This is a genomic window from Nocardia speluncae NBRC 108251, assembly GCF_001613245.1.
GTDB lineage: Bacteria > Actinomycetota > Actinomycetes > Mycobacteriales > Mycobacteriaceae > Nocardia > Nocardia speluncae.
This window is the reverse complement of sequence record NZ_BDBZ01000002.1, coordinates 74,293-100,239: the sequence shown is the minus strand read 5'-3', so window position 1 is coordinate 100,239 and position 25,947 is coordinate 74,293. Positions and strand designations below refer to the sequence as shown.

The window sequence follows — 25,947 nt, the reverse complement described above, 5'->3', positions numbered from 1 at the left end:
GGCGCCTGGGATGTCGGCCGGTCAGCCGACCTTACGATCGCCCCCGGACTTCTCGGCAGTGGCCGGGACCCCGTTGCCGGTGGGGTTGGCCTGTGACGAGCCGGGCGGCCGGCGGCCCGCCGCACCGCGCACGATCTCCTCGCCCTCCTCGCTGTCCCCGTACACCGCCTCCAGTGCGAGGCGCGCGAAGATCCATTGTTCGGTGGCCGCCATCTGGCCGCGGCCGCGGCCGAGGAAGGTCACGAACCACTGGATGATCGTGATGATCCGGCTCCGGTAGCCGACGAGGTAGTACAGGTGCAGCGCCAGCCAGGCCAGCCAGGCGATGAATCCGCCGAATTCCAGCTTCCCCACCTGGCACACCGCGCTGAACCGCGAGATCGTCGCCATACTGCCCTTGTTGAAGTACTTGAACTGCCGCCGGTCCTGCGGGGTCTGGTTACCGGCAACCTCGGCCTTGATCTGCTTCGCGGCGTAGGTGGCGCCCTGGATCGCGCCCTGGGCCTGCCCGGGGACGTCGGGTACCGACATCAGATCGCCGACGACGAAGACGTGGGGGTGTCCCTTGATGGTGAGGTCCGGTTCCACCACCACCCGGCCCGCGCGGTCCACTTCGGTCCCGGCGGAACGGTCGGCCAGCATCTTGCCCAGCGGGCTGGCCTGCACCCCGGCGGACCACACCTTGCAGGCGGATTCGATCCGCCGGGTGGTGCCGTCCTTGTCCTTCACCGTCACACCGTGCGCGTCGACATCGGTCACCAGGGCGTTCAACTGGATCTCCACACCCATGGATTCGAGCCGGCGCTGCGCCTTGCCGCCCAGCTTCGGCCCCATGGGGCCGAGGACCGCACCCGCGCCTTCGACCAGGATCACCCGGGCATCGCGCGGGTCGATGTTGTGGAATGTGCCCTCGAGTGTGCGGTCGGACAGTTCGGCGATCTGGCCTGCCAGCTCGACCCCGGTGGGGCCGGCGCCCACCACCACGAAGGTGAGCAGCCGGTCGCGTTCCTCCTGCGTCCGCGCGACCTCGGCCTGTTCGAAGGAACCGAGGATACGGCCGCGTAGTTCGAGGGCGTCGTCGATGGTTTTCATGCCGGGGGCGAAGGTGGCGAACTGGTCGTTGCCGAAATACGACTGCTGTGCGCCGGTCGCGACGATCAGGCTGTCGTAGGGGGTCACGGTCGATTCGCCGAGTAGCACCGAGGTGACAGTGCGTTGCGTCAGGTCGATATCGGTGACCTCGCCCAGCAGCACCCGGGCGTTCTTCTGTTTCCGGAGTACCAGCCGGGTCGCGGGCGCGATCTCGCCGACCGACAGGATTCCGGTGGCGACCTGGTAGAGCAGCGGCTGGAACAGGTGGGTTGTGCTCTTGGAGATGAGCGTGACGTCGACGTCGGCTCGCTTGAGGTGTTTGGTCCCGAACAGGCCGCCGAATCCGGATCCGATCACTACGACGCGGTGTCGGCCGTCCCCAACAGGTTGCGTGCTCATGGTCGCTCCTCGCCAGCGGTGGGCCGGTGCTGCCCGTGATGATCATGTCCGACAACGCACACGGTAGTGGCAGTACTCGTCGAGGGCACAGTCCGACGCCGTTGTTCACTCGTGGTGGTGTGGCAACTCACCACGATAGCGATCGCGTGGCGGTCTCGGGGGAGGCGAGCGTGTACCGATTCGGTCGAAACCGTCCAGCTGGTTGCAACAAAGAGAATAGGGTAGGTGCTATCTCTCAGGAGGTTCTGCCATGGTCACCGTCGACCGTGCCGTCACGCGAGGCTCGCGGGCGCGCACCGATACCGAGAATTCGGCGCTCATCGAAATACCCCGGCGCCAGGTACTCGACCGGCTGCTGCTGCAGGTCCCCGAGCGGCCGCGAACCCTGGCCACCCCGCCGAGCCGGCACCGTACCGTCGCGGTGCGCGGCGACGGGGGCCTGCCCTACCTCGGACGGACTCTCCATTACATGCGCTGGGGTCCGGCCGAGATGCTGGACCGGTACCGCCGGTTCGGCCCGGTTACGCTCAACAGCTCGATGGGGATGGAGCGGGTGTTCGCCGCGGGTCCGGAAGCGCTCGACGAAGTCGTCGGCCGCCGCCGCCGTGATTTCGGGCAGGGCTGGGACTATTTCATCGGCCCGTTCTTCCGGCGCGGTCTGCTGCTGCTCGAATTCGACGAACATATGTTCCATCGGCGCATCATGCAGCAGGCATTCACCCGGGAACGCCTGGCGGCGCATCTGGCCGAACTGACACCGGTCGTCCGGGCGGCCATCGGCCGCTGGGTGCCCGAGGGAGCGGGCGCGAGCCGGACCGTGCAGTTGTTTCCCGCCATCAAGGAGTTGGCGCTCGATATCGCGGGCGAAACCTTCATGGCACTCGAGGTGGGCGAGGAACGCACGAAACTCACCGACGCGTTCGTGGCCTGCACGCACGCCGGGCTCGCGCTGGTCCGGCACAATGTGCCCGGCGGCAAATGGCGGGCCGGGTTACGCGGCCGCAAGGTACTCGAGGAGTACTTCCGCGCGATGCTGCCGCAGAAGCGGCGTAGTGATGCGCCGGATTTCTTCTCCGGTCTGTGCCACGCGCGCGCCGAGGACGGTTCGGTGTTCAGCGACGACGACGTGGTGAACCATATGATCTTCCTGATCATGGCCGCGCACGACACCACGACCACCACCGCCACCGCGGTCGCCTACTACCTGGGTAAACACCCGGAGTGGCAGCAGAAGGTGCGCGAGGAGGTCCTGGCGCTGGATCTGACGAACGATTCGCCTGCCATCACCGATCTGGACAGCCTGCGCAACCTGGACCTGGTAGTGAAGGAAAGCCTGCGGCTGATGCCGCCGGTGCCCGGTATGGTGCGCCGCGCCGTCCGCGACACCGAGATCTGCGGGCACTACATCCCTGCCGGAACCCCGGTCGACCTCGGCTATCAGGTCAACCATCTGCTCACCGAATTGTGGACCGATCCCGAGGTTTTCGATCCGTTGCGGTTCTCCGACGAGCGCCGCGAGGACAAATCCCACCGGCTTGCGTGGATGCCGTTCGGTGCGGGGTCGCACAAATGCATCGGGATGCATTTCGGCACGTTCGAGGTGAAGACGATCATCTCCGCCCTGGTACGCGACTACGCGTGGAGCTTCCCGAAGAACTACCGCATGCCTTGGGGTTTCACCACGATTCCGTTCCCGCGCGACGACGCTCCGATGCGGTTGCGACGTCTCACCTGAGACACCGGAGCGCCCGGCACCGGTACCCCGTCCGAAGCGGGGAATCGGTGCCGGGCACTCCGGAAACGGTTCGGGCGCGGAGGTTCAGCGGCCGGACAGCAGGTATTCGGCAACGGTGGTATCGGTTTCGGAGCCTTCTCGGTAGCCGCCTTCACCGTTCATGGCCGTCATGATCGCCAGGGTGTAGCGCTCCCCGGGCCCGGCGAAACCGACCGAGTTCACCACCCAGCCGCCCTGCTCGTCGGACCAGCCGTTCTTCAGGCCGGGCCGCATCGCCGACCCGGCGCCCCAGACGCCCCAGTGCTGATTGGAATCGACGCGGCGCATGAGGTCCAGGAGGTAGGAGCGGTCGTCGGGATGCATCCGGTCCAGGACATTGGACATGAGCCGGTCGAGATCGGCTGCGGTGGCCTTCTGGAATGCCCAGTGCGGTCCGGGGTTGGGTGAGGGCTGCGGAGCCAGGCCGGTCATCCCGTTGGCGCGGAAGGCGTTGTTGAAAGCCATCCGGTCCAGACCCGCGTACTTGTTCCAGAGGATATCTGTGGCCTGGTCGTTGGAGGTCGACATCATCTGCTCGATGAGCCCACGATCCTCCGGCGGCAGGGCGATCGCGCCGACGCGGGCCCGGTTGAGCAGATCCTGTGCGATGGCGAGTTTGATCGTCGACGCGGTCCACACCATCTCCTCGGCGTGCGGACTGGAGTAGACGGCACCGGTGTTCCGGTCCCGGATCACATAGCCGGTGACGCCCGGTCGCGAACCGAGATACGAATTGACGGTTTCGATACGGCTTGCGAGATCGCAGTCGAAACCGTGCGCGCAACCCTGGGTGTGCGCGAGTGGAACGGCATCGGCCGCGGGCAGGCCCGCAGGCACACCGGCGAACATGATCGCGGCGGCGGCCAGGACTGTGGCGGGTGCGGCCACGCGGGGCGCAGCACCGGTGATCAGGGGGTAACGCACGAGGACACACCTTGTCACATCGGCGACCGGAGCGCACGTTTTCCGTGTTCCGCTAGTGGACCCGGGCCGTGGCCTTCAGATCGGCCACCGGGCGGCCGTTGAGGCGATAGCAGTGTTCGAACGCCTCGGTGTGCCGATCCCGTGGCCACGAATGCAGAACGACGGTCCGCCCGTAGTGCCGGGAGTTGACCAGCTCCCATCGGTTCCCGGAGCGGCGGACGGTGAATCCGTCTCTCGGTATCAGGGGAACAACCAGCGCTTTCATCGACGCGAACCAGCCTTTCGTGCGGTAACCCGTTCCTCCCGGGGTTGCACTGTGACACAGCGCCTCCGCCGGATCCCGGCCATCCGGCCGCGTGTCGGTGACTCGTGTGCGCTAAATCACTGTGCGAAACGGCTTGATATCCGGTAGAAGCGTTCGGCGCTAGGGACATTCGGATGATGACCACCTGTCCGGGGGTTGTCCTCTGTCGTCGTGGGGGGTCACCCGGCGCTGTCGGTAGCGGGGCGTATAAACGGGTGGACGAGAGAGTCGCCCGAGCTGTGCGGATGCGGGCGAACACCGGCGACCGGACCGAGCGGAAGGGCAGAGATGGCGCTGCACATCCATCGTGCCGAACGCGCGGACGCGCTCGCCGGCGCGCTTGCGGTGCTGCTCGCCGATCCGCTGCCGGACCCGTTCGCCACGGAAGTGATCGCGGTACCCGCCAAAGGTGTGGAGCGCTGGCTGGCGCAACAACTCTCGGGTGTGCTCGGTGCTGCGCCCGGCGTGGGCGACGGGATCGCGGCCAATATCCGCTTCCCCGCCCCGGCCGCCCTGGTCGAGGAGGTACTGGCCCAGGTCACCGGTGTCGGCGCGCACACGGATCCGTGGGGCCACGACCGGGTGGTCTGGACACTGCTGCGGGTGATCGACGATGCGGTGCACGAACCGTGGTGCGCGGTACTGGCGCACCACCTCGGGCTGGATCCCGCCCGCGCCTCCGGGACAGAAACCGATTCCGAACCGGCGGCGGGGGCGCATCGGCTCGGACGGCGGTACGCCACGGCAGCCCGCCTCGCCATGCTGTTCGACGGGTACGCGGTCCAGCGTCCCCACCTGATCACCGAATGGGCGGACGGGGCCGATACCGACGGCACCGGCCGTCCGCTCCCGGATGATCTGGTCTGGCAGCCCGCCCTGTGGCGCCGGTTACGCGCGGCCGTCGGTGCCCCCGGCCCGGCGGAGCGGCTACCCATCGCGTGCGCGCGTCTGCGGGCGGCACGGGGTGCTGTCACGCTGCCCGACCGGCTGTCGCTCTTCGGAGCGACCAGGTTGCCCGCGGGGCATCTGGCGGTACTCGCCGCCCTGGCCGAACATCGGGACCTCCACCTGTGGCTGACACATCCGAGTCCGGCGATGTGGAACTCGCTGGACCTGCACCGGCGGGCTCCGCGCACAGTCCCCGGCCCCCGCGACTCCGTGGAAGTCGCGCGGGTGGACGACGATTCGGTCACGCTGGTGCGGCATCCACTGCTTGCGGGGCTGAGCCGCGATATCCGGGAATTGCAACTGCGGTTGCCGGCCGCCGAGACCGATACCCGCCACCCGGTGACGCCGGGTGCCGTGTCGGCCGAAGCGGGGGCATCGGAACGACCTCTCGGCGAAGGACTCCGGCGTACGGAAGGTTCCGTCGCCGGCCGGCCGCAACCGGAGACTCTGCTGCAGGCGCTACAGGCGCATATCCGCGACGACGACCGGCCGCCGGGTGGCGGTCTGCACAGCGGTGACGGGAGCGTACAGATCCATGCCTGTCACGGCCCCGTTCGTCAAGTGGAGGTTCTGCGGGAATGCCTGCTCGGGCTGTTCGCCGCGGACTCGACCTTGGAACCACGCGATGTCGTGATCATGTGTCCGGAGGTCGAATCTTTTGCCCCGCTGGTGCGGGCGGCGTTCGGCCAACCCGGACCGGCCGGAACAGAGCCACCGGACGCCGTGGCGCATCCCGGCCACCGGTTGCGGGTGCGACTCGCCGACCGGGGTCGCGGCGTCACCAATCCGCTGCTGGGTCTGGTGGCGCTGCTTCTGGAACTCGCGCGGGGGCGGGTCACCGTTACCGAGGTCCTGGATCTGGCCGCCTGCGAACCCGTGCGCCGGGCCTGCGGATTCGACGACGACGATATCGAGCGGATGCGGGAATGGGCCGTCGAGGCCGGTGCCCGCTGGGGGATCGGCCGCCGGCAACGGCATGCTTTCGGCCTCGGCGAATTCGAGCAGAACACCCTCAACGCCGCGCTGGACCGGATCCTGCTGGGTGTCACCGCCGACGAGAGTTCACAGGACTGGCTGGACCGGGTCCTGCCACTCGACGATGTGGACAGCAACGATATCGACCTGGCGGGCCGGTTCGCCGAATACATCGACCGTCTCGCCTCGATCCTGCGCGACCTCCAGGGACCTGCACCGGCCGCGGAGTGGTCGGCGATACTGGGCCGCGCCCTGGACCTCCTCACCGATGTGGCCCCGTCACAGGAGTGGATTCGTACCGAGGCGCGCCGGGAACTGGCGGCGGCCACGGCGCACGCCGGGGATACCGTGCTGCGGCTCGCCGATATCACCGAACTGTTGCAGAGCCGGCTGGCCGCCACCCCGACGCGCGCGAATTTCCGCACGGGCGAGCTGACTGTCTGCACCATGACCCCGATGCGCTCGGTCCCGCACCGGGTGGTGGTCCTGCTCGGCGTGGACGACGAGGTGTTTCCCCGCGGCCCGGGGCTCGACGGCGACGATATCCCCGCGCGTGATCCGCTGTTGGGAGAGCGCGATCCGCGGTCGGAGGATCGGCAACTGCTGCTGGATGCGATCATGGCCGCCCGCGACACCCTGGTGGTGGTGCATACGGGCGCCGACCCGGTGACCGGTGCGTACCGTCCGCCCGCGGTACCCGTTGCGGAGCTACTCGATACCGTGCGGGCCCATGTCGGACCGGAAGGGATGTCCGCGGTCCTCACCCGCCACCCACTGCAACCGCACGACCGGCGCAATTTCGCCGCCGCGGCGCCATTCTCCTTCGATACCGCCGCGTACGCCGGGGCACAAGCGACGCTGCGTACCGCGGAACCCGCGGAGAACCCCTTCACCCGGACCCTGCCCGCAGCCGAGACCACCGAAATCGGTTTGGCCGAGCTGATTGCCTTCCTGGAGCATCCGGTGCGCGGATTCCTCTGGCAGCGGCTGGGTTTGCGGATCCCCGACCAGGAAGAGGAGATCGCCGATCGGCTGCCGATCGAATTGGGTGGTCTCGACACCTGGTCGCTCGGGGAGCGGATGCTGACCGCCCGGCTGGCCGGAGCCGATCCCGCCGAGCTGCGGGCGGCGGAATGGCGGCGCGGCACCTTACCGCCGGCCGAACTGGGCCGTGTGGTGCTGGACCGGGTGGAACGGACGGTCGATACGCTGTTCCGGGCCGCCGCACCGGATTACGAGCAACCGCCCCGCGATATCGATATCGCCGTCGATCTCGGTGGCGGCCGGCGCCTGACGGGGACCGTGGCCGAGGTGCGCGGTGACCGCGTGGTGCGCACCACGTACTCCCGGGTCGCGCCGAAACACCGGCTCGCAGCGTGGGTTTCGGTGCTTGCCCTGGCCGTGACCGAGGATCGGGCCTGGCGGGCCGCGGTCACCGGGCGCGGACGCTTCCCGACCCCTGCCTGGCGCGCCGAACTCACTGCGCCGGCCGCGGACGAAGCGAGCGGAATTCTGCGGACACTGGTCGCAATGCGTGAGGCAGGCCTGGCCGAACCGCTGCCGATCCCGACCGTGACCACCGCCGCCTACGCCGAGGCACGTTTCCGGCGCCTCCCGCCGGAGGAGGCCATGGTCGCCGCCGATCGCGAATTCGGTGGCGGGGACAAGAAACGTGATTTCGCCGAGCACACCGACCGGAATCTGCGCTATGTATGGGGCCCTGCACCGGACCTGAGCCGTCTGGCTGCCGCCGGGGCGCCCGCCGGCGAACCCGTGGAAAGTACGCGGTTCGGTTCCATCGCCCGCCGCCTCTGGGTGCCACTTCTGCGGGCCGAACAACAGGGGGCGCCATGAGCACGGCGCGTAGCGGATACCTCAGGTGGTACCCGTGACAGCGACCGCCACCACACCCCCCGCAACCGGCGATACGTTCGCGCTCTGCGATGCCCTGCCGACAGGTACCACCGTGCTGGAGGCCAGTGCGGGAACCGGGAAAACCTATGCGATCGTCGGGCTGGCCGTCCGCTATGTCGCCGAGGCCGCGATCCCGATATCCCGGCTGCTGCTGGTGACGTTCAGCCGCGCAGCCACCCAGGAACTGCGCGAACGGACGCGCGACCGGTTCGTCACTGTCGCCGCGGCGCTGGCCGACCCGGTGGCCGCGCGCGCGGCGACCGATGAATTGGTGCGCCATCTCGCGTCCGCGGATCACGGCGAGGTGGCTGCCCGCCGGGGCCGGTTACTCACCGCGCTTTCCGATTTCGATGCCGGGGTGATCGCCACCACGCACAGTTTCTGCCGCCGCATGCTGGCAGAACTGGGGGTCGCAGGCGATCTCGACCCCGGGGTGCGGCTGGTGGAGGAGGCCGACGATCTCACCCGTGCGGTGATCGACGACCTGTATCTGAGCCGCTATGCGCGCACTCCCGCGCCGTTCACGGTCAAACAGGCCCACCGGTTCGCGACCGCCGCTGTGCGCGACCGGCAGGCGGTTCTCGCCCCGGATACCGACGAGGTATCGGCGCAGCGGGTCGCCTTCGCCGCTGCGGTGCGGGCGGAAACCGAACGGCGGAAGCGGCTTGCGAGTGTCCGCGATTTCGACGACCTGCTGGTCTTGCTGCGCGATATCCTGGCCGACCCGGTCCGTGGCCCCGGCGCGGGCCGCCGCATCCGCGACGGGTATCCGGTGGTGCTGGTGGACGAATTCCAGGACACCGATCCGCTGCAATGGGAGATCCTGTACCGGGCATTCCACGGTCACAACACACTCGTGCTGGTGGGCGATCCCAAGCAGGCGATCTATGCGTTCCGTGGCGCCGAAGTGCTCAGCTATCTCGATGCCGTGGGGCATGCGAGCGCCCGCCGCGAACTCACCACCAACCGCCGCAGTGACGCCGGTCTGCTGCGGGCGCTGGAACAGCTGCTCGGCGGGGCCGCGCTGGGGCACGACGAGATCGTCGTGCCCCCGGTGACCGCGACCCGGCCGTGGTCCCGATTGCGAGGCCCCGCCGAACTGGTCACGGCGCTGCGGTTACGGTGCCTGCCGCGCACCGGGGCCGGACCGCGGGGTATGTCGGGATTTCCGAATATCCACCGGCAGCGCGCCCGTGTCGCGGCGGATCTGGCGGCCGATATCGTCGCCCTGTTGGAGTCGGGCACGGTCCTCACCGAGGCGACCGGCCGGCGGCCGGCGGCGCACACCGGTGGCTCCGGCGGGGAGCCGGCGGAGGCGGGGCATCCCCTGGGACCCGGCGATATCGCGGTGCTCGTACGCACCCACACCCAGCTGGAGGTGGTCCGGGAGGCGCTCGAACGCGCGGGCGTGCCTGTCGTATTGACCAGTGGGAGCAGTGTTTTCGGTACCCCGAGCGCTACCGATTGGTTGTGGATACTGTCGGCGCTCGAACAGCCGCATCGCGCAGACCGGGTGCGGCTGGCCGCACTCACTCCGATATTCGGGTACACGAGCGCCGAGATGGATACCGGCGGGGCAGATTTGGTGGGGCGGGTCAGTGCCGAATTGCGCGATGGGGCCCGCCTGTTCGCCCGTGCCGGGTTCGCGGCCGTTTTCGAGGAACTCGCGGCAGCGACCCGGCTGGTGCCGCGGCTGCTGGCCGTCGAGCACGGCGAGCGCCGGCTCACCGATATCCGCCAGCTCGCCCAACTGCTCGACGAGGTCTCGGCCACCGAGGGGCTCGGGCTCACCGCCCTCACCAGATGGCTCGCCGACCGTATCCGGGAGCCCGGTTCGGGCTCGGTCGCCGGGCGCAGCCGGCGGCTGGACCGGGATCTGGCCGCGGTGCAACTGGCCACCGTGCATGCCAGCAAGGGACTCGAATTCCCGATCGTGTACCTGCCGTTCGCCTGGGACAGTTCGGCCGATCCGAAGCCCGCCACCCTGCTGATGCACGAAGGCGGGGCCCGGGTGCTCGATATCGGCGGCCCCGACGCGCCGGGCTACAACGCCCGGAAAGAGCGTGCGGACACCGAATCGGCGGGTGAGGAACTGCGGCTGTGCTACGTGGCGCTGACCCGTGCGTGCTGCCAGGTGGTCGCCTGGTGGGCGCCGTCGTTCGGGACCGCGGTAGCTCCACTGCACCGGTTGCTGTTCGGCCGGACACCGGATTCGGCACAGCCGAAACCTCGCGCGCCGGTCGAAGAGGACGCGGCGGTGGTGGACCGGATCCGCGCCTGGGCCGCGGAGGCGGCGGAGACCATCTCGGTCACGGCGGCGGATCCGAGCCCGGAGGTACCGGTGTATCGCGCGCCCGCCGGAGCCGCCGAGGGCGCGCTGGCCGTGGCGGCCTTCGACCGGGAGCTGGACGAGCAGTGGCGGCGGACCTCCTACTCGGCGCTCACCGCCACGGCGCACAATGTGGTGCCCGATACCGAACCGGAGGCGGGGCTCGGCCCCGACGACGAACCCGAGGCGCCGGCGCCGCTGGCCGAACCCGAGCCGGGTGCCGCCTCGCTCATGAACGCGCTGCCCTACGGCGCGGAATTCGGCACCCTGGTGCATGCGGTGCTGGAGCGGGTGAGCACCGATTCCGCCGACCCGGCCGCCGAGGTGGCGGCCCGCTGCGCCGAAGCGGTGGGGGAAATGCTGTCCGAGGCGGATCCGGACCTGCTTGCGGAGGCGCTGCTCGCCGTCCTGCGCACCCCGATCGGGTTCGGCGCCCTCGCCGATATACCCGACCGGGACCGGTTGTGCGAGCTCGAATTCGAACTGCCGCTGGCCGGCGGGGACACACCCGCCGCCGTATCGGCCACACTGCACCGGATAGCGGCGCTGGTGCGGTCCCGGCTGGCTCCCGGCGATGTCTTCCACACCTACGCCGACGAACTCGGCGCCCTCGACGCCACCCCGTTACGGGGCTATCTCACCGGCAGTATCGATGCCGTGCTGCGCACCACCGATGGACGGTTCGTCGTCGTCGACTACAAGACGAACCGGCTGGGCACCGGCGATCTCACCGTCGCGCATTACACCCGCGACCGGATGGCTGCCGAGATGATCCGCTCGCACTACCCGCTCCAGGCCCTGTTGTACTCGGTGGCATTGCACCGGTATCTGCGCTGGCGGCTGCCCGGTTACGACCCTGGCGCACATCTCGGCGGTATCCGCTACCTGTTCGTCCGCGGCATGATCGGACCGGAGACCCCCGACGGTGCGGGGGTGTTCGACTGGACGGCGCCGCCCGCCCTGATCACCGAGCTGTCCGACCTGTTGGCAGGAGGCGGGTCGTGATACCGATCCGGGTGGCGCAGCGCGGGCGCGGGATACTGCGGGAGTTCAACGAGGCCGGCGTGTTGTCGGCCGCGGATGTGCATGTGGCCGCCCGGTTGGGCCGACTCGCGGGAGAGGACCGTGAACCGGTGTTGTTCGCGGCGGCGCTGGCGGTACGTGCCGTGCGGTCGGGATCGGTCTGCCTGGACCTGACCAGGATGCGGGATATCGGTGTGGACACCGACGACGAACACCCCGATCAGCTCGACCTCACCGAATTGCCCTGGCCCGACGAGGAAACGGTGATCGACGCGGTCCGTGACAGTCCGCTCGTGTGCGGCGGCCCGGCCGGGCCGCTGCGGCCACTGCGCCTCACCGAACCGGCCCGGCCGGGGGCCGGTCCGCTGCTCTACCTGGACCGGTACTACCGGCAGGAGCAAATCATTCGCCGGGTGCTCACCGCACGGGCATCCGGTCATCCGGCTGCCGACCCGGCCGTGGTGTGCCGCGAACTCGACCGGCTTTTCGGCCCGGCGGGCGATACTCCCGACCGGCAGCGTCTGGCCGCGGCCCTGGCCGCCACTGCGTGGACCACCGTCGTCGCCGGCGGACCCGGTACCGGAAAAACGCATACCATCGCCCGGATTCTCGCGCTGCTGGTCGCGCACCGCGCCGCCGAACCCGGGGGTGCACCGCTGCGGATCGCGCTGGCTGCACCCACCGGTAAGGCGGCGGCACGATTGCAGGAGGCCGTCCGCGATCAGGCCGGGCCGCTCGGCCTCCCGGAACTCTCGGCGGCGACATTGCACCGCCTGCTGGGCTGGCAGCGCGGCCGCACCACCCGGTTCCGCTATCACGAGCACAATCGCCTGCCCTACGACGTGGTCGTCGTGGACGAGACCTCGATGGTTTCGCTGACCATGATGAGCCGGTTGCTCAGCGCGCTGCGCCCGGATACGCGGCTCGTACTGGCCGGAGACCCGGATCAGCTCGCCTCGGTGGACGCGGGGGCGGTTCTCGCGGATCTGGTGGCCGCGCCGTTCCTGGGCGCACCCGATCCGGCATTCGAGACGATTCTCGCCGCCGACCCCGGATTCGCCGGTGCGTCCTCCCGGGCCGGGACATCGGAAGTAGCCGAGGCGCTCACCGAGCCCGAGCGTAAACGGTTGCGTGGCGGAATCGTCCGGCTCACCCGCGGACGCCGGTTCGGCGGCCGGATCGCCGATCTGGCGGTCGCTGTCCGCGCCGGGGATACCGACGCTGCGCTGGAACTGTTGCGGTCCGGTGGCGATACCCTCGAACTGCGCGGCCCCGAGGATATCGTCGCTGTCCGGGCCGATATCGTCACCACTTCGCAGCGGGTCACCGCCGCAGCGGTGACCGGGGATGCGGCGACGGCGCTGAGCGCGTTCGAATCACATCGCCTGCTCTGTGCTCATCGTCGTGGCCCGTACGGGGTGGAGCACTGGGATCGGACGGCGGCCGAATGGGCCGCGAGCCCGGAGCACCGGACCGGCACCTGGTATCCGGGGCAACCCCTACTGGTGACGGCCAACGATCACGAGGCGCGGATCTACAACGGCGATACCGGGGTGGTCGTGAGCCGCCCGGACGGATCGCTGCGGGTGGCATTGCAGCGAGGCGAGGAACCGCTGCTGATCCATCCCACCCGGTTCCCCGCCGTGGTGACGGTTTTCGCGATGACGATCCACCGCAGTCAGGGCAGTCAATACGATGCGGTGACCATCGTCCTACCGGAGCCGGGGTCGAGCCTGCTGACCCGGGAACTCTTGTACACCGCTATCACTCGGGCCCGCCGGCACGTACGCATCCTGGGAACCGAGGAAGCCATCCGGGCGGCGATCGACCGGCATGTGTTGCGTGCCAGCGGACTGAGCCTCGATCAGACCGATCAATTTTCCTGACCTGCGGTGACGGCTCCGGCCGCGTCCTGCGGGGCGGCGGGGAACAGCCCGGGCAGTCCCATGGCGTACCGGAAGTCGGCGGTATTGCCCAGTGTTGCCAGTACCACTCGGATCATGGTGAGCCGGGCCTCGGCGACCGTGGCCGGATCGGGTTCGCCGCCGGGTCCGGAGGCAGCCGAGATCCGGTACACCACGTACTCGCAGACGTGGAGGGCGGCATCGAGGTCCAGCGGTCCGGGCACCGTGCGGCCCAGTTCTGTGAACTTGGCGCTTACGTTCTCGCGGATGCCGTCGAGCGCGGCATTGCGGTACGCCGAGACCGGTGAGGCCGGATCGTGGAGTTCGGCGAACAGCGGTCGCAGCATCACGCCGTGCCCGCGGGCCCAGTCCAGGTAGGCGTCGATGAGCCGGATACCGAGTTCCACACCCTCGCCGGTCGCTTCGAGCGCGGCCGCGATCCCGCCGACCAGTTCCGCGTTCGATACCTCCAGCAGCACATGCAGCGGTTCGGTGGCGTTGGCGAAATAGCGGTAGAAGGTGGGCCGCGAGAGACCGGCGTGGTCGATGATCTGGGCCACGCTCAGACCGCGGGAACCGGCGCGAGCGAATACCTCGGCGGTGGCGTCGACGATCCGGGCGCGTACTTGTTCGGCCTGTGCCCGGGTCTGCGGTGGCCGGCCACGCCGAGGTGGCGGGTCGGCATCCGGCCGTTGCAGGCGCTCGGTGACACCTGCCGTGCCGTCATGGCCCGGGGCCGGTGCGCTCACGTTGTGCCTGCCCGGACCGCTGTGACATCCCACAGCCGGTACCGGTGCCCGGCTGTTTTCCGCACCGTGCCTCTTGACACTCCACACCGCACGAGCATTACATTAACACTACTGTTCAATTAATCGCCGTGCCGCGGACCGATCGCGGCACATCCTCGCTCCAGGAGAATGCCGACGATGACGACCGCCCAGCGTCCCGCTGCCACCGGCGCACTCACCCCGGACGTGGTCGAACGGCTGCTCGCGCGGGCCGCGGCCGGTGGTGCGCCCGCCGTCACGGTCCACGCACCGGTCACCGGCGAGGCCATCGCCGAACTGCCACAATCGTCGGCCGCCGATATCGAGGCCGCCTTCGAGCGGGCCCGCGCGGCCCAGCGGCAGTGGGCGAAGGTGCCGGTCCGGGAGCGTGCCGCGGTGTTGCGCCGCTTCCACGATCTGGTGCTGGCCGAGCAGGGCGCCATTCTCGATATCGTGCAGACCGAAACCGGTAAGTCCCGGGTGCACGCGTTCGACGAGGTCGGCGATGTGGCGGTGAATTCCCGGTACTACGCTGCCACCGCCCCCAAATTGCTGGCCCGCCGTAATCCGCGCGGAGTGCTGCCGGTGCTCACCGATGTGCAGGTGCGGCAGCGGCCCAAAGGTGTGGTCGCGGTGATCTCGCCGTGGAACTACCCGCTGGCACTGGCGGTTTCGGATGCCCTGCCGGCTCTGGTCGCCGGGAACGCGGTGGTGGGCCGTCCGGATAACCAGACCGCGCTGACCGCACTGTGGGCGGTCGACATGGCGGTCCGGGCCGGTCTGCCCGAGGGGCTGTGGCAGATCGTGCTCGGCCGCGGCTCGGTGATCGGCGGCGAGATGATCGACCGCGCCGACTACGTCGACTACACCGGTTCCAGCGCCACCGGCCGGACCATCGGCCGCCAGGCGGGGGAGCGGCTGATCGGTTGTTCACTCGAACTGGGCGGGAAGAACCCGCTGCTCGTCCTTTCCGACGCCGATCCGGTGGCCGCCGCCAAAACCGCCGTGCGGGCGAGTTTCGCCTCGGCCGGGCAGTTGTGCGAATCGATGGAACGTATCTATGTGCACGAATCGGTCTACGACCGGTTCATCGGTGAATTCGTCACGGCGGTAAAAGACATGAAGCTGGGGGCCCCACTGGACTACACCACCGACATGGGTTCGCTGACGTTTTCTCGTCAGCTCGACACTGTTCGCGCGCATGTCGACGACGCGGTGGCCAAGGGTGCCACCGTGCTGGCCGGCGGCGTACACCGGCCCGACCTCGGCCCGTACTTCTACGAACCCACTGTGCTCACCGATGTCACCGCCGAGATGACGGTGTACCGGGAGGAGACCTTCGGCCCCGTCGTCTCGGTGTACAAGGTCGCCGACGACGATGAGGCGGTCGCCCGGGCCAACGACACCCCGTACGGTCTCAACGCCAGTGTGTGGTCGCGCAGCGCCGCCCGGGGGCGCGAGTTCGCGGCCCGCATCAACGCCGGCTCGGTCAATGTGAACGAGGGTTTCATCGCGGCCTGGGGGAGTGCGGACGCACCGTCCGGCGGTGTGGGAATTTCCGGTACCGGACGCCGGCACGGTCCCGAGGGCCTGCTGAAGTATGTCGACACCCAGACCATCGCGGTCCAGCGGATGCTGCCGATCGCGCCCTTGCCGGGGATGTCGGAGGCGATGTGGGCGAAAACCATGACACTGTACTTCCGGGTCATGAAAGCTCTGCGCCAGAAATAGGCCGGCCGGAAACAGGCCGTTATCCCCGATTTCTCTGCGATGAACAAGGATCCGAATCGATGAAACTGGACACGGTGGCCGGTAAGAAAGTGCTGATCACCGGCGCCGCCATGGGCCTGGGTAAACTGTTTGCCGAACAGGCGGTACGTGAAGGCGCCGCCGCGGTGGTCCTCTGGGATGTCAACGAAACCGCTCTGCGCGCAACCGCGGCCGAACTCACCGCAGCCTCCGGTGCGATCCACACCTACACCGTCGATATCTCCGATCGGGACGCCGTCGCGGCGGCCGCCGAATCGGTGCGGGTGGATGTGGGTGATATCGACGTACTGGTGAACAATGCCGGAATCGTGCGGGGGAACACGTACTTCTGGGAAACGAAGGACCGCGACGATATCGAACGGACCATGGCCATCAACGCCCTGGCGCCGATGTATGTGACGCTGGAATTCCTGCCGGCCATGGTCGCGGGAACCACCGAGGCCCGCGTTCTCACCATCGCTTCCTCTGCCGGTCTGGTGCACAACCCGCGGATGAGCGTCTATGCCGCGTCGAAATGGGCTGCGCTGGGCTGGTCCGATTCGGTGCGTATCGAATTGGGCCAGGCCGGACACGATCATGTCAAGGTCACCACTTTCTGCCCGACCTACATCGATACGGGCATGTTCGAGGGCGCCACGGGGTTCTGGTTCACGCCGATTCTCGACCGTCACACAGTGGTGGCGACCGCGTGGGCGGAGATGAAGAAGGGCACCCCCGTGGTGATCATGCCGTGGACCTCCCGCCTCAACAAGGTCCTCTCCGGTGTGCTGCCGCTGAAACTGCGGGATCTGTTCCTGAACACCGTCGGGGTGTATCACTCGATGGATGAGTTCAAGGGCCGGAAGTAGCAGTCGCCGGCAGGCCGATCGCCACGGTGGCGCCGAGCTCGGCGGACCGGGCGATCCGCGCGGCGAAACCGCTGCCGGTGAGCAGCGCGGTGGCGGCGGGGATCTGATCGGTGCCGATCTCGATCAGCAGACAGCCGCCGGGCGCAAGCCAGGCAGGTGCGGCTGCGGCGGTGCGACGAGCGAGGTCCAGCCCGTCCGGGCCACCGTCCAGGGCGGCCGCCGGTTCGTGGTCGCGGGCCTCCGGCGGCATCCGCGCAAGGAACTCCGACGGTACGTACGGAGTGTTCGCCAGCAGGATATCGATCCGCCCGCGTAGCCGCGCGGGCAGCGCGTCGAACAGATCGCCCTGGTAGACCCGGCCACCGACGCCCGCGAGGTTCCAGCGTGCGCAGTCGGCCGCCACGGGGTCGATATCGGCGGCGTACAGGTCCGGTAGTGGGTCGCGGTGGCCGCAGAGTTCGCTGATCAGGGCCAATCCCAGTGCGCCCGAACCGCAGCACAGGTCCAATACCGTCCGCGGTGGATCGGCTTCGGCCAGGGCGAGCGCCTCGTCCACCAATAGCGCCGACCGCCGCCGCGGGACGAAGACACCGGCCCGCACGCCCACCCGCAGCCCTTTGAATTCGGCCCAGCCGAGGACGTACTCCAGCGGGTTCCCCGCGACCCGCCGTGCCACGAGTCCGGCCAGTTCGCCGGTGGATCGGGCAGTGTGCACCAGCAACCGTGCCTCGTCCTCGGCGAAAACGCATCCCGCGGCGCGGAGCTCCCTGGTGACGGCCTCGATATCGAAAGCGGGCATGGACACAGTCTGTCGGGTCAACCGGTCCGGTGCACAGGATTATCGCGCGCGCCATGGGCGGTGATCGCTGTGCGTCAAGGACGGAAAGCGCGCAGCGTGTTCTCGACCAAGGCATCGGCGTACTCGTCGGTGAGCGGCCCGGTGCGTAGCAGCCATCGCTGGAAAAGGGGCGCGTAGAGCATCTCCAGTACAAGGTCGAGATCGGCGGTGGGGTCGAGCTGACCTGCTTCCTGACCGCTGCGCAGCCGTGCCTTCTTGGCTTCGTCGATCGGGGCGGCCAGCGTTTCGCGGTACCTTGCCGCGAGTTCCGGATCGTGGATGAGCGCGGAATTGAGTGCCCTGATGGGCCGCTCGAATTCGGGGTCGGAAAATTCGGCGGCGGTGGCACGCAGGACCAGTGTGAGGTCGGCGGCGAGATCGCCGGAATCCGGTAGTGCTATGCCGGCGCCGTCGGCGGATTCGCTCAGTGCCAGAAAGGAATCGAAGATGACCGCGCCCTTCGACGGCCACCACCGGTAGATCGTCTGTTTCCCGACGCCGGCCCGTGCGGCGATCGCCTCGATGGAGACCTTCGCGTATCCCGATTCGGCGATCAGCTCCCGGGTTGCGGCGAGGATGGCCTGCCGAGACCGTTCGCTGCGGCGGGAGCGATCAGGAGTCCGGTCGGTGGTCATGCGGACAGCGTATCAACCCGACGAGACGAAACGGTTCGTTTGACTTTTCGGCGCTCGTGGCTGCATACTCGGTGGCACGAACCGAGACGGTTCGTCTCGTAATAGGAGGTGGGTATCGTGGCAACCGCACGAACTTGGTTCATCACCGGCGCCACGCGCGGCTTGGGCCGGGCTTTCACGGAAGCCGCACTGGCTGCGGGCGATCGGGTTGTCGCGGTGGCCCGCGATACCGGTCCGCTGGACGACCTGAGCGCCACCCACCCCGGCACCCTCGTCCGGTTCTCGCTGGACGTCTCGGATCGGAGCGCCGTATTCGCCGGGGTCGAGCGGGCCTTCGCCGCGTTCGGCCGCGTCGATATCGTGGTCAACAATGCGGGCGGGATGCTGTACGGCATGGTGGAAGAGTCCACCGAGGAGCAGATCCGCGCCCATTTCGAGGTGAATTTCTTCGGCGCCGTATGGGTTTCGCAAGCGGTGGTGCCCCTGCTGCGAGCCCAGGGCGGCGGCCGGATCCTGCAGGTGAGCTCGATGGGAAGTGGTGGGGGAATGGCGTCCGTCGGATTCTACGGAGCGGGAAAAGCGGCCCTGGACTCGTTCGGCCAGGCGTTGGCGATGGAAGTGGCGGCGTTCGGGATCAAGGTCACCAGCCTGCAAATGGGAGGTTACGACACCGGGCTGTTCACCACCGGCACCACTGCGACCGATCCCCTCCCGGAGTACGAGGCGCTCCGGGCGGAGATGGCCGCGATGTGGGGTGAGGACGCCGGACCGGATCCGGCCACCGCCGCGGCAACAATCATGCGGTTGGTGGACGTACCGAATCCGCCCGTCGCGCTCATCGTCGGCAGCCGGTCCTACGACCTGGTCGAGGAGATGGAACGGGACGGGGCCGGGCTGCGTCAGGAGTGGGAGGAGCTCAGCCGCTCGGCCCCGGGCTGATCGGACCGGATGAGGTGGCGCCGCGGGCCGGCACCTTCGGCTCCACCGTCAGCGGCTGCTCCGGCGATCCTTTCGCTGCGGGCCGTCCCGGACCCGGGCTTGCCTTCCGGGGGAAGGGGACTACGCGTACCGTCGCGTCACGGTCACGGGTCGCGGAACGCCCAGACAGCGGCCGGGCGGCCGGTGGCCCTGGTACGGAGCCGTTCCCCGGTTTTCACCAGTCCGGGGATTCCGGCCAGGGTGCGGTTGAGATTGGCCGCATCCGGCCGGGCACCCACCAGTGAGGCGGCGAGATCGACCGCGCGGGTCGCCGGAAACCGAGCGCCCAGAAGGGCGCGGGTGAGCGGGAGATCCTTCCACAGCAACCCCGCGAGCAGGCCGCGCGCGGTGGCTACGATGCTGTTGTGGTCGAAGGGCAGGGCCGGTGGCTCGTCGAACGAGACCCACTGTGCCGGCCCCTCGTGCGGTCCGGTCACCGCCCACATGACGATGGACAGGGTGGGTCCGCGCGGATCCCGATGCGGTTCGTCGAAGGTCACCAGCTGCCCGACCGGCCCGAGGGCCGCGCGCGGGACACCGAGTTTCGCGGACACCGCACGAGCCGCGGCATCGGCCAGGCGTTCGCCCCGGCCCAGCAGCACCCCCGGGAGCGCGAGCCGGCCCGTGAACGGTTCGTGGCCGCGTGCCGCGATGCCGAACCCGACCGCGGTGTCCGCGGTCCAGAACCGCAACGCCACGACATCCACCGATACCGCCGATTGGTCCACGACCCCATACTGCCGCATCCGGGCCCCGCGCCCCACGGGTCCGCCGCCGGGCAGTACGCCGGGGTGTCGTCACCACGCCACGGCCGGGGACCCGCCGGTCGCGGAGATAGGGCCGGGGCCTGTTCAGCTGGTTATCGTGAAGGCGTGCCGAACCGTATCGTGAAGCGCAGTGCGACCCTGGCCGACGGCCGGGAGCTCATCTACTACGACGACGCAGATACCCGGCTCGGACCCGAACGCCGGATCGACACCCGGCCGCTGGAACCCCGGCCGCCGACCGCCATCATGCGCCAGGACGTGTTGAACGGGGAGTGGATCTCGATCGCCGCCGCTCGGCAGGGCCGCGTGGTACTTCCCCCGGCCGACCGCGACCCCTTGGCTCCGCAGACCGCGGACAATCCGTCGGAGATCCCGGATCTCTACGATGTGGCTGTTTTCGAGAATCGTTCGCCGTCCTTCGGGCCCGCACTGCCCGGCGACGGCACGGGAGCGGTGGCGGCGCCGGGCGGCCTCGCCGATATCAGCGACCTCGGGTTCGGCCGGGAACGTGTGGCGGTCGGACGCTGCGAGGTGGTCTGTTTCAGCCCCGAACACGAAGGGTCCTTCGGCGATCTCACCCCGAGCCGGGCGCGCACCGTGATCGAGGCGTGGGCCGACCGCACCGCCGTGCTGTCGGAACTGCCGGGAATCGAGCAGGTTTTCGTTTTCGAGAATCGCGGGCAGGCGATCGGTGTCACGCTGCCGCATCCGCACGGCCAGATCTACGCCTACCCCTATGTGACGCCGCGGACCGTGCGGGTACTCGAATCCGTGCGCAGGCTCGGGCCCGACCTGTTCGCGCGCATCCTGGAGACCGAACGTGCCGGTGACCGGGTGGTGCTGGCGGGGGAGATGTGGACGGCGTTCGTCCCGTTCGCGGCGCGCTGGCCGCTCAAGGTCCATCTGTTGCCGCACCGGCATATTCCGGATCTTGCCGCGGCGACCGATGCGGAGCGCGACGAACTGGTCACGCTCTATCTGCGATTGCTCCGCGGGATCGATGCCCTGTACGAGGATCCGACGCCGTATATCGCGGCTTGGCATCAGGCGCCGGTGCACACCGGGCGCGATACCGTCCGGCTACATCTGCAGCTGACCTCGATCCGGCGCGACGTGGACAAGATCAAATATCTGGCCGGGTCCGAGGCGGCGATGGGTGCCTTCGTCGCCGATGTCGTCCCGGAGGAGACGGCCGCCCGGATCCGGGCGGCCGTCGCCACGCCGGTGATCAGCGACTGGTGCTGAGCTGGAACGTGCGGGTCGCGTCCAGATAGATGCTGTACTGCGCCTGCTTGCTCGGCGGCGGCAATTGCGAGACCAGCTGGTTCAGCGAGGTCGTGGCACCCACCACCGGGATTCCGGCGACGTAGAGATCGGCGACCGCCCGCCGGATATGGTTCGGCGAGGTGACCGCTACCGCGCTGTGAGCGCCGAGACCGTGCAGGATTTCCGCACTGTACAGCGCGTTCTGCACAGTGGAACCGGCCCGGTTCTCCACGTGGATCCGGCTGGCCGGAATCCCCCGGCCCACCAGCCAATTACGCATGGCCTCGGCCTCGGTGATCCCGTTGCTGGGGTTGTATCCGCTCACGACGATGGGTGAGAAGGGTGAGGCGATGGCCTGAAACCAGGCGGCCTGCAGCCGGTCGGCCAGTTCGGGCCGGGGCGTGCCGTCGGGCAGCAATCCGAAACCGAAGACCACGATGCCGGTCTGCGGTCCGACCAGGGCCGGTAGCGGATTGGGGAGAGTGGCGATCCCGGCCCCGATCCCGTGCAGGACGCGGTCGGTGCCCGCGGCCATCTCCGGGTCGACGGCCCGCAGGCGCCCCATGGCGTCGTTCATGGCCGGGATGTCACCGGCGTAATGGGACCAGATTGCTTGCAGTGACAGGGCTTCGGCATCGGCCGGGTCGCGGCCGATGAGATCACGCAATACGGCGCGACCGGCATTCGAATCACCTTCGGTGAAGTGACGCTGGGCGGAATTGTAGAGGGCATCCGTTTCAGGGCTTGCCTGAGCGGGCGCGCCGAAAAGACCGGCGAGAGACACACTTGCGGCGGCGGCGACCGCCACCAGATATTGCAGACCTCTGCGATTGTGCACTACGGCGACACCTTTCCACGGGGGAGCTGGATCTCGTAGGTGATCGGGTCGGAACTGACGGATTTGCGGTACGTGGAAATTCACCATAGGGCCGAACAGGGCCGCGACCGCGGATTTGCGGCTGTCCGACACGTGACATGTCTCAAACCCGGCAGCGTCCGCAAACCGTCGATCCGGCGGTACCCTCGCGGCCGCTGTGCCGTGTCGGATGGCGCCCTCGCGTGCCGCGTCCGGTCGCGGCACTAGGGTGGATGCTCGTGGATACCGCATCGCTGACCGGGAAAGATCTCGCCGCCGCTCTCAACGTGGAGACGACCGCACGGGCGCAGGCCCTCACCGAACAGATCGGCCGGGCACCGCGTCTGGCGCTGATCGTCGCCAACGACGATCCGGCCAGCGCCTGGTACGTCAACTCGTTGAAGAAATCTGCCGCCAACCGCGGTATAGACTGCGACACAGTCGATCTGGGTGCCGATGCCTCGGCCGATACGTTGCGGACCGAACTGTCCGTCCGCAGCGCCGACCCGGCCACCGATGCGATCATGCTGCAGACCCCGCTCCCGGCCGGGGTGAGCCTCGACGACGTCTCCCCGGCCATCGCCGCCACCAAAGATGTGGATGGGGTGAGCCCACTGTCGCTGGGCCTGCTCACCGCCGGATCGGCCGGATTCGCGCCCGCTACCGCCGAGGCCGTGGTCGAACTGCTGAAACATCACGGGATCACGCTCGAAGGCCGTCACGTCGCCGTTGTCGGCCGCTCGAATGTCGTCGGCAAACCGCTGGCGCAGCTGTTGCTGGCCGAGAACGCGACGGTCACCGTCTGCCACTCCCGCACCACCGATCTTCCAGCGGTGACCGCCGCCGCCGATATCGTTGTCGCCGCCGCCGGCCGGATCGGACTGGTGACCGGCGCGAATCTCGGTCCAGGCGCAGTGGTGATCGACGTGGGTACCAACGAATCGGCCGACGGGTCGATCGTCGGGGATGTAGATCCGGAATCGGTCCGGGGCACGGCAGCCGGGCTGAGCCCGGTACCGGGCGGGGTCGGGCCGGTGACCACGGCGCTGCTCATGCGGCATGTGGTGATCGCGGCAGAACAGGCCGGTCGGACCGCCGACACTGCGCCCGCGTGACGGCCCGTCCACCGGGGTTGTGGCCCGTGGGTTTCGCGACGGGCCCGGTTCGGGTAGGGCTAGGGAGTACGGTCCATCGGACCGTCGTACAGTCGAGTTAAGGTGACACTGTGAACGTCGAAGTGACCCCCTTGCCTGGGATAGGCGTACGCAAGGATTTTCCACTCACCACCGTGCGCCGGCGAATCGGGGTGGTGGACCACAAGGACGGGGCGATCGACCTGATCTTCACCAAGATCGGCGATCCCGATGCCACCACGCAGATCCCGATGACCGAGGCCGAGGCCGGGACTCTCGCGAATCTCCTCGGGGCACCGCAGCTGGTGGGCCAGCTCCGAAATGAGTACCGCGATATGGACGGCGTGAACACACGGCAGTTGCCGGTCGGGGAGAACTCCCCCTACGATGGGCGGACACTGGGGGAGACGCGGATGCGAACCCGCACCAAGGTCTCCATCGTGGCGGTGCTGCGGGCGGGGCAGACGATGCCGTCGCCCGGTCCCGATTTCGTGTTCACCGGCGGCGATATGCTGGTGGTGGTGGGGACTTCCGAGGGGCTCGACAGCGCCGCGAGCATTCTGAAAGACGGCTGATCTTCAGACGATGGATCATGCAACCACGCTGGCAATAATCCAGCTGGGGGCGGTGTTTTTCGGGCTCGGAGTGCTCGGACGCATCGCGGCCCGGATCGGTATGTCTCCGATTCCTTTGTATCTGGTGGGTGGACTCGTATTCGGGGAAGGGGGGTTCCTCGAACTACACGAGGCCGACGGGTTCATCCATCTCGCAAGTGAGATCGGTGTCGTACTGCTGCTGCTGTTGCTCGGCCTGGAATACAGTGCGGCCGAACTCTTCACAGGCATGCGAAGATCCTGGATGGCGGGTCTGCTCGATCTCGTCTTGAACACGACACCCGGGGTGATCGTGGCATTGCTGCTGGGCCTGGGGCCTACCGGCGCGCTGGCCATGGCCGGTGTCACTTACATCTCCTCGTCCGGGATCATCGCCAAAGTCCTCAACGATCTGGGACGGCTCGGTAACCGCGAGACTCCGGTGATCCTGTCGATCCTGGTGTTCGAAGACCTGGCGATGGCCGCCTACCTTCCGGTACTCACTGCGGTCCTGGCCGGCCTGGGTTTTGCCGCCGGCCTGAAATCGCTGGCAATTGCCCTGGTGGCGGTCACCGTCGTACTCGTGGTGGCGTTGCGGTTCGGCAAGTATGTTTCGGCGGTCGTGTCCAGCGAGGACAACGAGATCTTCTTGCTGAAACTGCTCGGTTCGGCCCTGTTGGTGGCCGGTGTGGCCTCCGAACTGCAGGTATCTGCCGCCGTCGGCGCCTTCCTGCTGGGTATTGCGATCTCTGGTACCACCGCGCACAATGCCACGAAGATCCTGGAACCACTCCGGGACCTGTTCGCTGCCATGTTCTTCGTGCTGTTCGGGTTGAAAACCGATCCACAGAGTATCCCGCCGGTACTGGCGTGGGCGGTCGTGCTCGCGGTGATCACGATCGCGACCAAGGTCGCGACCGGCTGGTGGGCGGCCGGTCATGCGGGTTCGTCGCGGCTGGGGCGCGCTCGCGCCGGCGCCGCACTCGTGGCCCGCGGCGAGTTCTCCATCGTCATCGCGGGCCTGGCCGTGGACGCCGGAGCCGTACCGAACGAATTCGCCGCATTGGCCACGACCTACGTCTTGTTGATGGCCATAGCCGGCCCGGTCGCGGCCCGGGTGGTGGAACCGGTAATGCGGATCGTCACACGGCAGCCCAAGCCGACCCCCGACACCGCGGATGAATAGTCCATCGAACAGCTGGGTACGAGCGCCGTCGACCAGATGACCGGCGCCGGCCCCGCGCGACATGGCCGGCAGTGAGGTACCCAGAGATCCGCCGATCGGCCTCCGCGGCGAGGGAGGCCGATCGGCGAACCGGAGGCCGCCGGTCAGGCGGCGGCGGCCGAATACAGGGACCGCAGCACGGTAGCCGGGTCCTCGACATCGACGACGAGCCGGGTGTAATCGGTGCCGCGGAGCTCGATACGTACCGCCTTACCACCGAAGAGTGTGTCCCAGAATTCCTTCCGGCCCTTGCCCCGGAAGGTTCCGGCAGCGATGGCGCCGGGGAAGAAGGTGCCGGGTGCGCGAACCCAGGGCGGGCGCAGGTCGGGTTCGGCGGGGGCCACCGCCGCGATATTCGCCAGATCGAAGGTGATCCGGTCGCACAGCGACAGCACCCGGTGCGCGCCGCGGACCTGGACAGTGACGGTGGTGCCGGTGATCTCGATATCCACCATGGGTTCCTCCCGGGGCCGAGTTCCGCTCGTCTGCTACCAGAATGCCGCCGGGATCTGTCGGTTGGCTGTGCTGCTGCTGTGAATGTTCTCAGTTTCGCTGTTTTCTGGGTCACCGCAGGTAGCGGCGACCGTGGGCAGGTAGCCCGGTCTTGCGGTAGCGCGGCGCGGGCGGAATCGGTCAGACTCGTCGGTGTGGAACAGAAATCGAACGAGTGCCCGGCCCCGCGCCG

20 protein-coding genes are annotated in these 25,947 nt (G+C 68.4%); 11 read left to right on the top strand and 9 right to left on the bottom strand.

Features of this window, described 5'->3' with window-relative positions:
* Positions 1-21 precede the first annotated feature (21 nt).
* Complete coding sequence (locus NS6_RS03315) at positions 22-1,491, bottom strand: NAD(P)/FAD-dependent oxidoreductase (RefSeq protein ID WP_068036264.1); 1,470 nt, start codon at positions 1,489-1,491, stop codon at positions 22-24.
* Positions 1,492-1,741: 250 nt separating this feature from the next.
* Here NS6_RS03315 and NS6_RS03310 point away from each other — a divergent pair, with 250 nt between their 5' ends.
* Positions 1,742-3,226: a cytochrome P450 gene (locus tag NS6_RS03310; RefSeq protein ID WP_068036262.1), complete on the top strand. Its 1,485-nt coding sequence runs from the start codon at positions 1,742-1,744 to the stop codon at positions 3,224-3,226.
* 84 nt (positions 3,227-3,310) lie between these two features.
* Here NS6_RS03310 and NS6_RS03305 read toward each other — a convergent pair whose 3' ends face one another.
* Positions 3,311-4,189 (bottom strand): serine hydrolase, encoded by an 879-nt coding sequence (locus NS6_RS03305; RefSeq protein ID WP_245669112.1) that lies wholly within the window; start codon positions 4,187-4,189, stop codon positions 3,311-3,313.
* Between the two features lie 52 nt (positions 4,190-4,241).
* Complete coding sequence (locus NS6_RS03300; protein ID WP_068036261.1) at positions 4,242-4,454, bottom strand: hypothetical protein; 213 nt, start codon at positions 4,452-4,454, stop codon at positions 4,242-4,244.
* A 327-nt stretch (positions 4,455-4,781) separates the two neighbouring features.
* Between NS6_RS03300 and recC the strand changes: the two genes are divergently transcribed.
* From recC to recD, 3 genes are read left to right on the top strand one after another with little or no spacing between them, the layout of a single operon-like run.
* Complete coding sequence (gene recC / locus NS6_RS03295) at positions 4,782-8,270, top strand: exodeoxyribonuclease V subunit gamma (RefSeq protein ID WP_068036258.1); 3,489 nt, start codon at positions 4,782-4,784, stop codon at positions 8,268-8,270.
* 34 nt (positions 8,271-8,304) lie between these two features.
* Positions 8,305-11,664: a UvrD-helicase domain-containing protein gene (locus NS6_RS03290; protein ID WP_084470577.1), complete on the top strand. Its 3,360-nt coding sequence runs from the start codon at positions 8,305-8,307 to the stop codon at positions 11,662-11,664.
* Complete coding sequence (recD, locus tag NS6_RS03285) at positions 11,661-13,568, top strand: exodeoxyribonuclease V subunit alpha (protein ID WP_068036257.1); 1,908 nt, start codon at positions 11,661-11,663, stop codon at positions 13,566-13,568. Before NS6_RS03290 ends, recD begins: the two co-directional genes overlap by 4 nt.
* Here recD and NS6_RS03280 read toward each other — a convergent pair.
* Positions 13,556-14,335: a TetR/AcrR family transcriptional regulator gene (locus NS6_RS03280; RefSeq protein ID WP_307647159.1), complete on the bottom strand. Its 780-nt coding sequence runs from the start codon at positions 14,333-14,335 to the stop codon at positions 13,556-13,558. The genes recD and NS6_RS03280 overlap by 13 nt on opposite strands.
* Before the next feature lie 177 nt (positions 14,336-14,512).
* Between NS6_RS03280 and NS6_RS03275 the strand changes: the two genes are divergently transcribed.
* Together NS6_RS03275 and NS6_RS03270 are read left to right on the top strand one after the other, a co-directional pair.
* Entirely contained in the window at positions 14,513-16,084 is a 1,572-nt protein-coding gene (locus NS6_RS03275) for a succinic semialdehyde dehydrogenase (protein ID WP_068037781.1), read from the top strand.
* Positions 16,085-16,143: 59 nt separating this feature from the next.
* Positions 16,144-16,971, top strand: coding sequence for an SDR family NAD(P)-dependent oxidoreductase (locus NS6_RS03270; protein WP_068036255.1), 828 nt, complete (start codon positions 16,144-16,146; stop codon positions 16,969-16,971).
* On the opposite strand, the gene NS6_RS03265 is transcribed toward NS6_RS03270, so the two are convergent.
* Positions 16,955-17,770 carry a putative protein N(5)-glutamine methyltransferase gene (locus tag NS6_RS03265; protein WP_068036253.1) on the bottom strand — a complete coding sequence of 272 codons (816 nt, stop codon included), beginning with the start codon at positions 17,768-17,770 and terminating at the stop codon, positions 16,955-16,957. The genes NS6_RS03270 and NS6_RS03265 overlap by 17 nt on opposite strands.
* A 74-nt stretch (positions 17,771-17,844) precedes the next feature.
* The gene (locus NS6_RS03260; protein ID WP_068036251.1) at positions 17,845-18,444 is read right to left on the bottom strand and encodes a TetR/AcrR family transcriptional regulator; all 600 of its coding nucleotides are present in this window, start codon (positions 18,442-18,444) and stop codon (positions 17,845-17,847) included.
* A gap of 117 nt (positions 18,445-18,561) precedes the next feature.
* On the opposite strand from NS6_RS03260, the gene NS6_RS03255 reads away from it, so the two are divergent.
* Positions 18,562-19,383: an SDR family NAD(P)-dependent oxidoreductase gene (locus NS6_RS03255; protein WP_068037778.1), complete on the top strand. Its 822-nt coding sequence runs from the start codon at positions 18,562-18,564 to the stop codon at positions 19,381-19,383.
* A 143-nt stretch (positions 19,384-19,526) separates the two neighbouring features.
* Here NS6_RS03255 and NS6_RS03250 read toward each other — a convergent pair whose 3' ends face one another.
* The gene (locus tag NS6_RS03250; RefSeq protein WP_084470697.1) at positions 19,527-20,150 is read right to left on the bottom strand and encodes a DNA hydrolase; all 624 of its coding nucleotides are present in this window, start codon (positions 20,148-20,150) and stop codon (positions 19,527-19,529) included.
* 144 nt (positions 20,151-20,294) lie between these two features.
* Here NS6_RS03250 and galT point away from each other — a divergent pair, with 144 nt between their 5' ends.
* Positions 20,295-21,434, top strand: coding sequence for a galactose-1-phosphate uridylyltransferase (galT, locus tag NS6_RS03245; protein WP_068036248.1), 1,140 nt, complete (start codon positions 20,295-20,297; stop codon positions 21,432-21,434).
* On the opposite strand, the gene NS6_RS03240 is transcribed toward galT, so the two are convergent.
* Complete coding sequence (locus NS6_RS03240; protein WP_245669111.1) at positions 21,418-22,293, bottom strand: YdcF family protein; 876 nt, start codon at positions 22,291-22,293, stop codon at positions 21,418-21,420. The two genes, galT and NS6_RS03240, sit on opposite strands and share 17 nt — an antisense overlap.
* 257 nt (positions 22,294-22,550) lie before the next feature.
* On the opposite strand from NS6_RS03240, the gene NS6_RS03235 reads away from it, so the two are divergent.
* The 3 genes from NS6_RS03235 to NS6_RS03225 all read left to right on the top strand — a co-directional run bounded on the left by NS6_RS03235 (position 22,551) and on the right by NS6_RS03225 (position 25,223).
* A complete protein-coding gene (locus NS6_RS03235; protein WP_068037772.1) occupies positions 22,551-23,426 on the top strand; it encodes a bifunctional 5,10-methylenetetrahydrofolate dehydrogenase/5,10-methenyltetrahydrofolate cyclohydrolase in 876 nt (291 codons plus the stop codon).
* Between the two features lie 110 nt (positions 23,427-23,536).
* Positions 23,537-24,019: a cation:proton antiporter regulatory subunit gene (locus tag NS6_RS03230; protein ID WP_068036246.1), complete on the top strand. Its 483-nt coding sequence runs from the start codon at positions 23,537-23,539 to the stop codon at positions 24,017-24,019.
* 10 nt (positions 24,020-24,029) lie between these two features.
* A complete protein-coding gene (locus tag NS6_RS03225) occupies positions 24,030-25,223 on the top strand; it encodes a cation:proton antiporter (protein WP_068036244.1) in 1,194 nt (397 codons plus the stop codon).
* 143 nt (positions 25,224-25,366) lie between these two features.
* Here NS6_RS03225 and NS6_RS03220 read toward each other — a convergent pair whose 3' ends face one another.
* Complete coding sequence (locus tag NS6_RS03220) at positions 25,367-25,717, bottom strand: hypothetical protein (protein ID WP_068036242.1); 351 nt, start codon at positions 25,715-25,717, stop codon at positions 25,367-25,369.
* Positions 25,718-25,947: the final 230 nt, after the last annotated feature.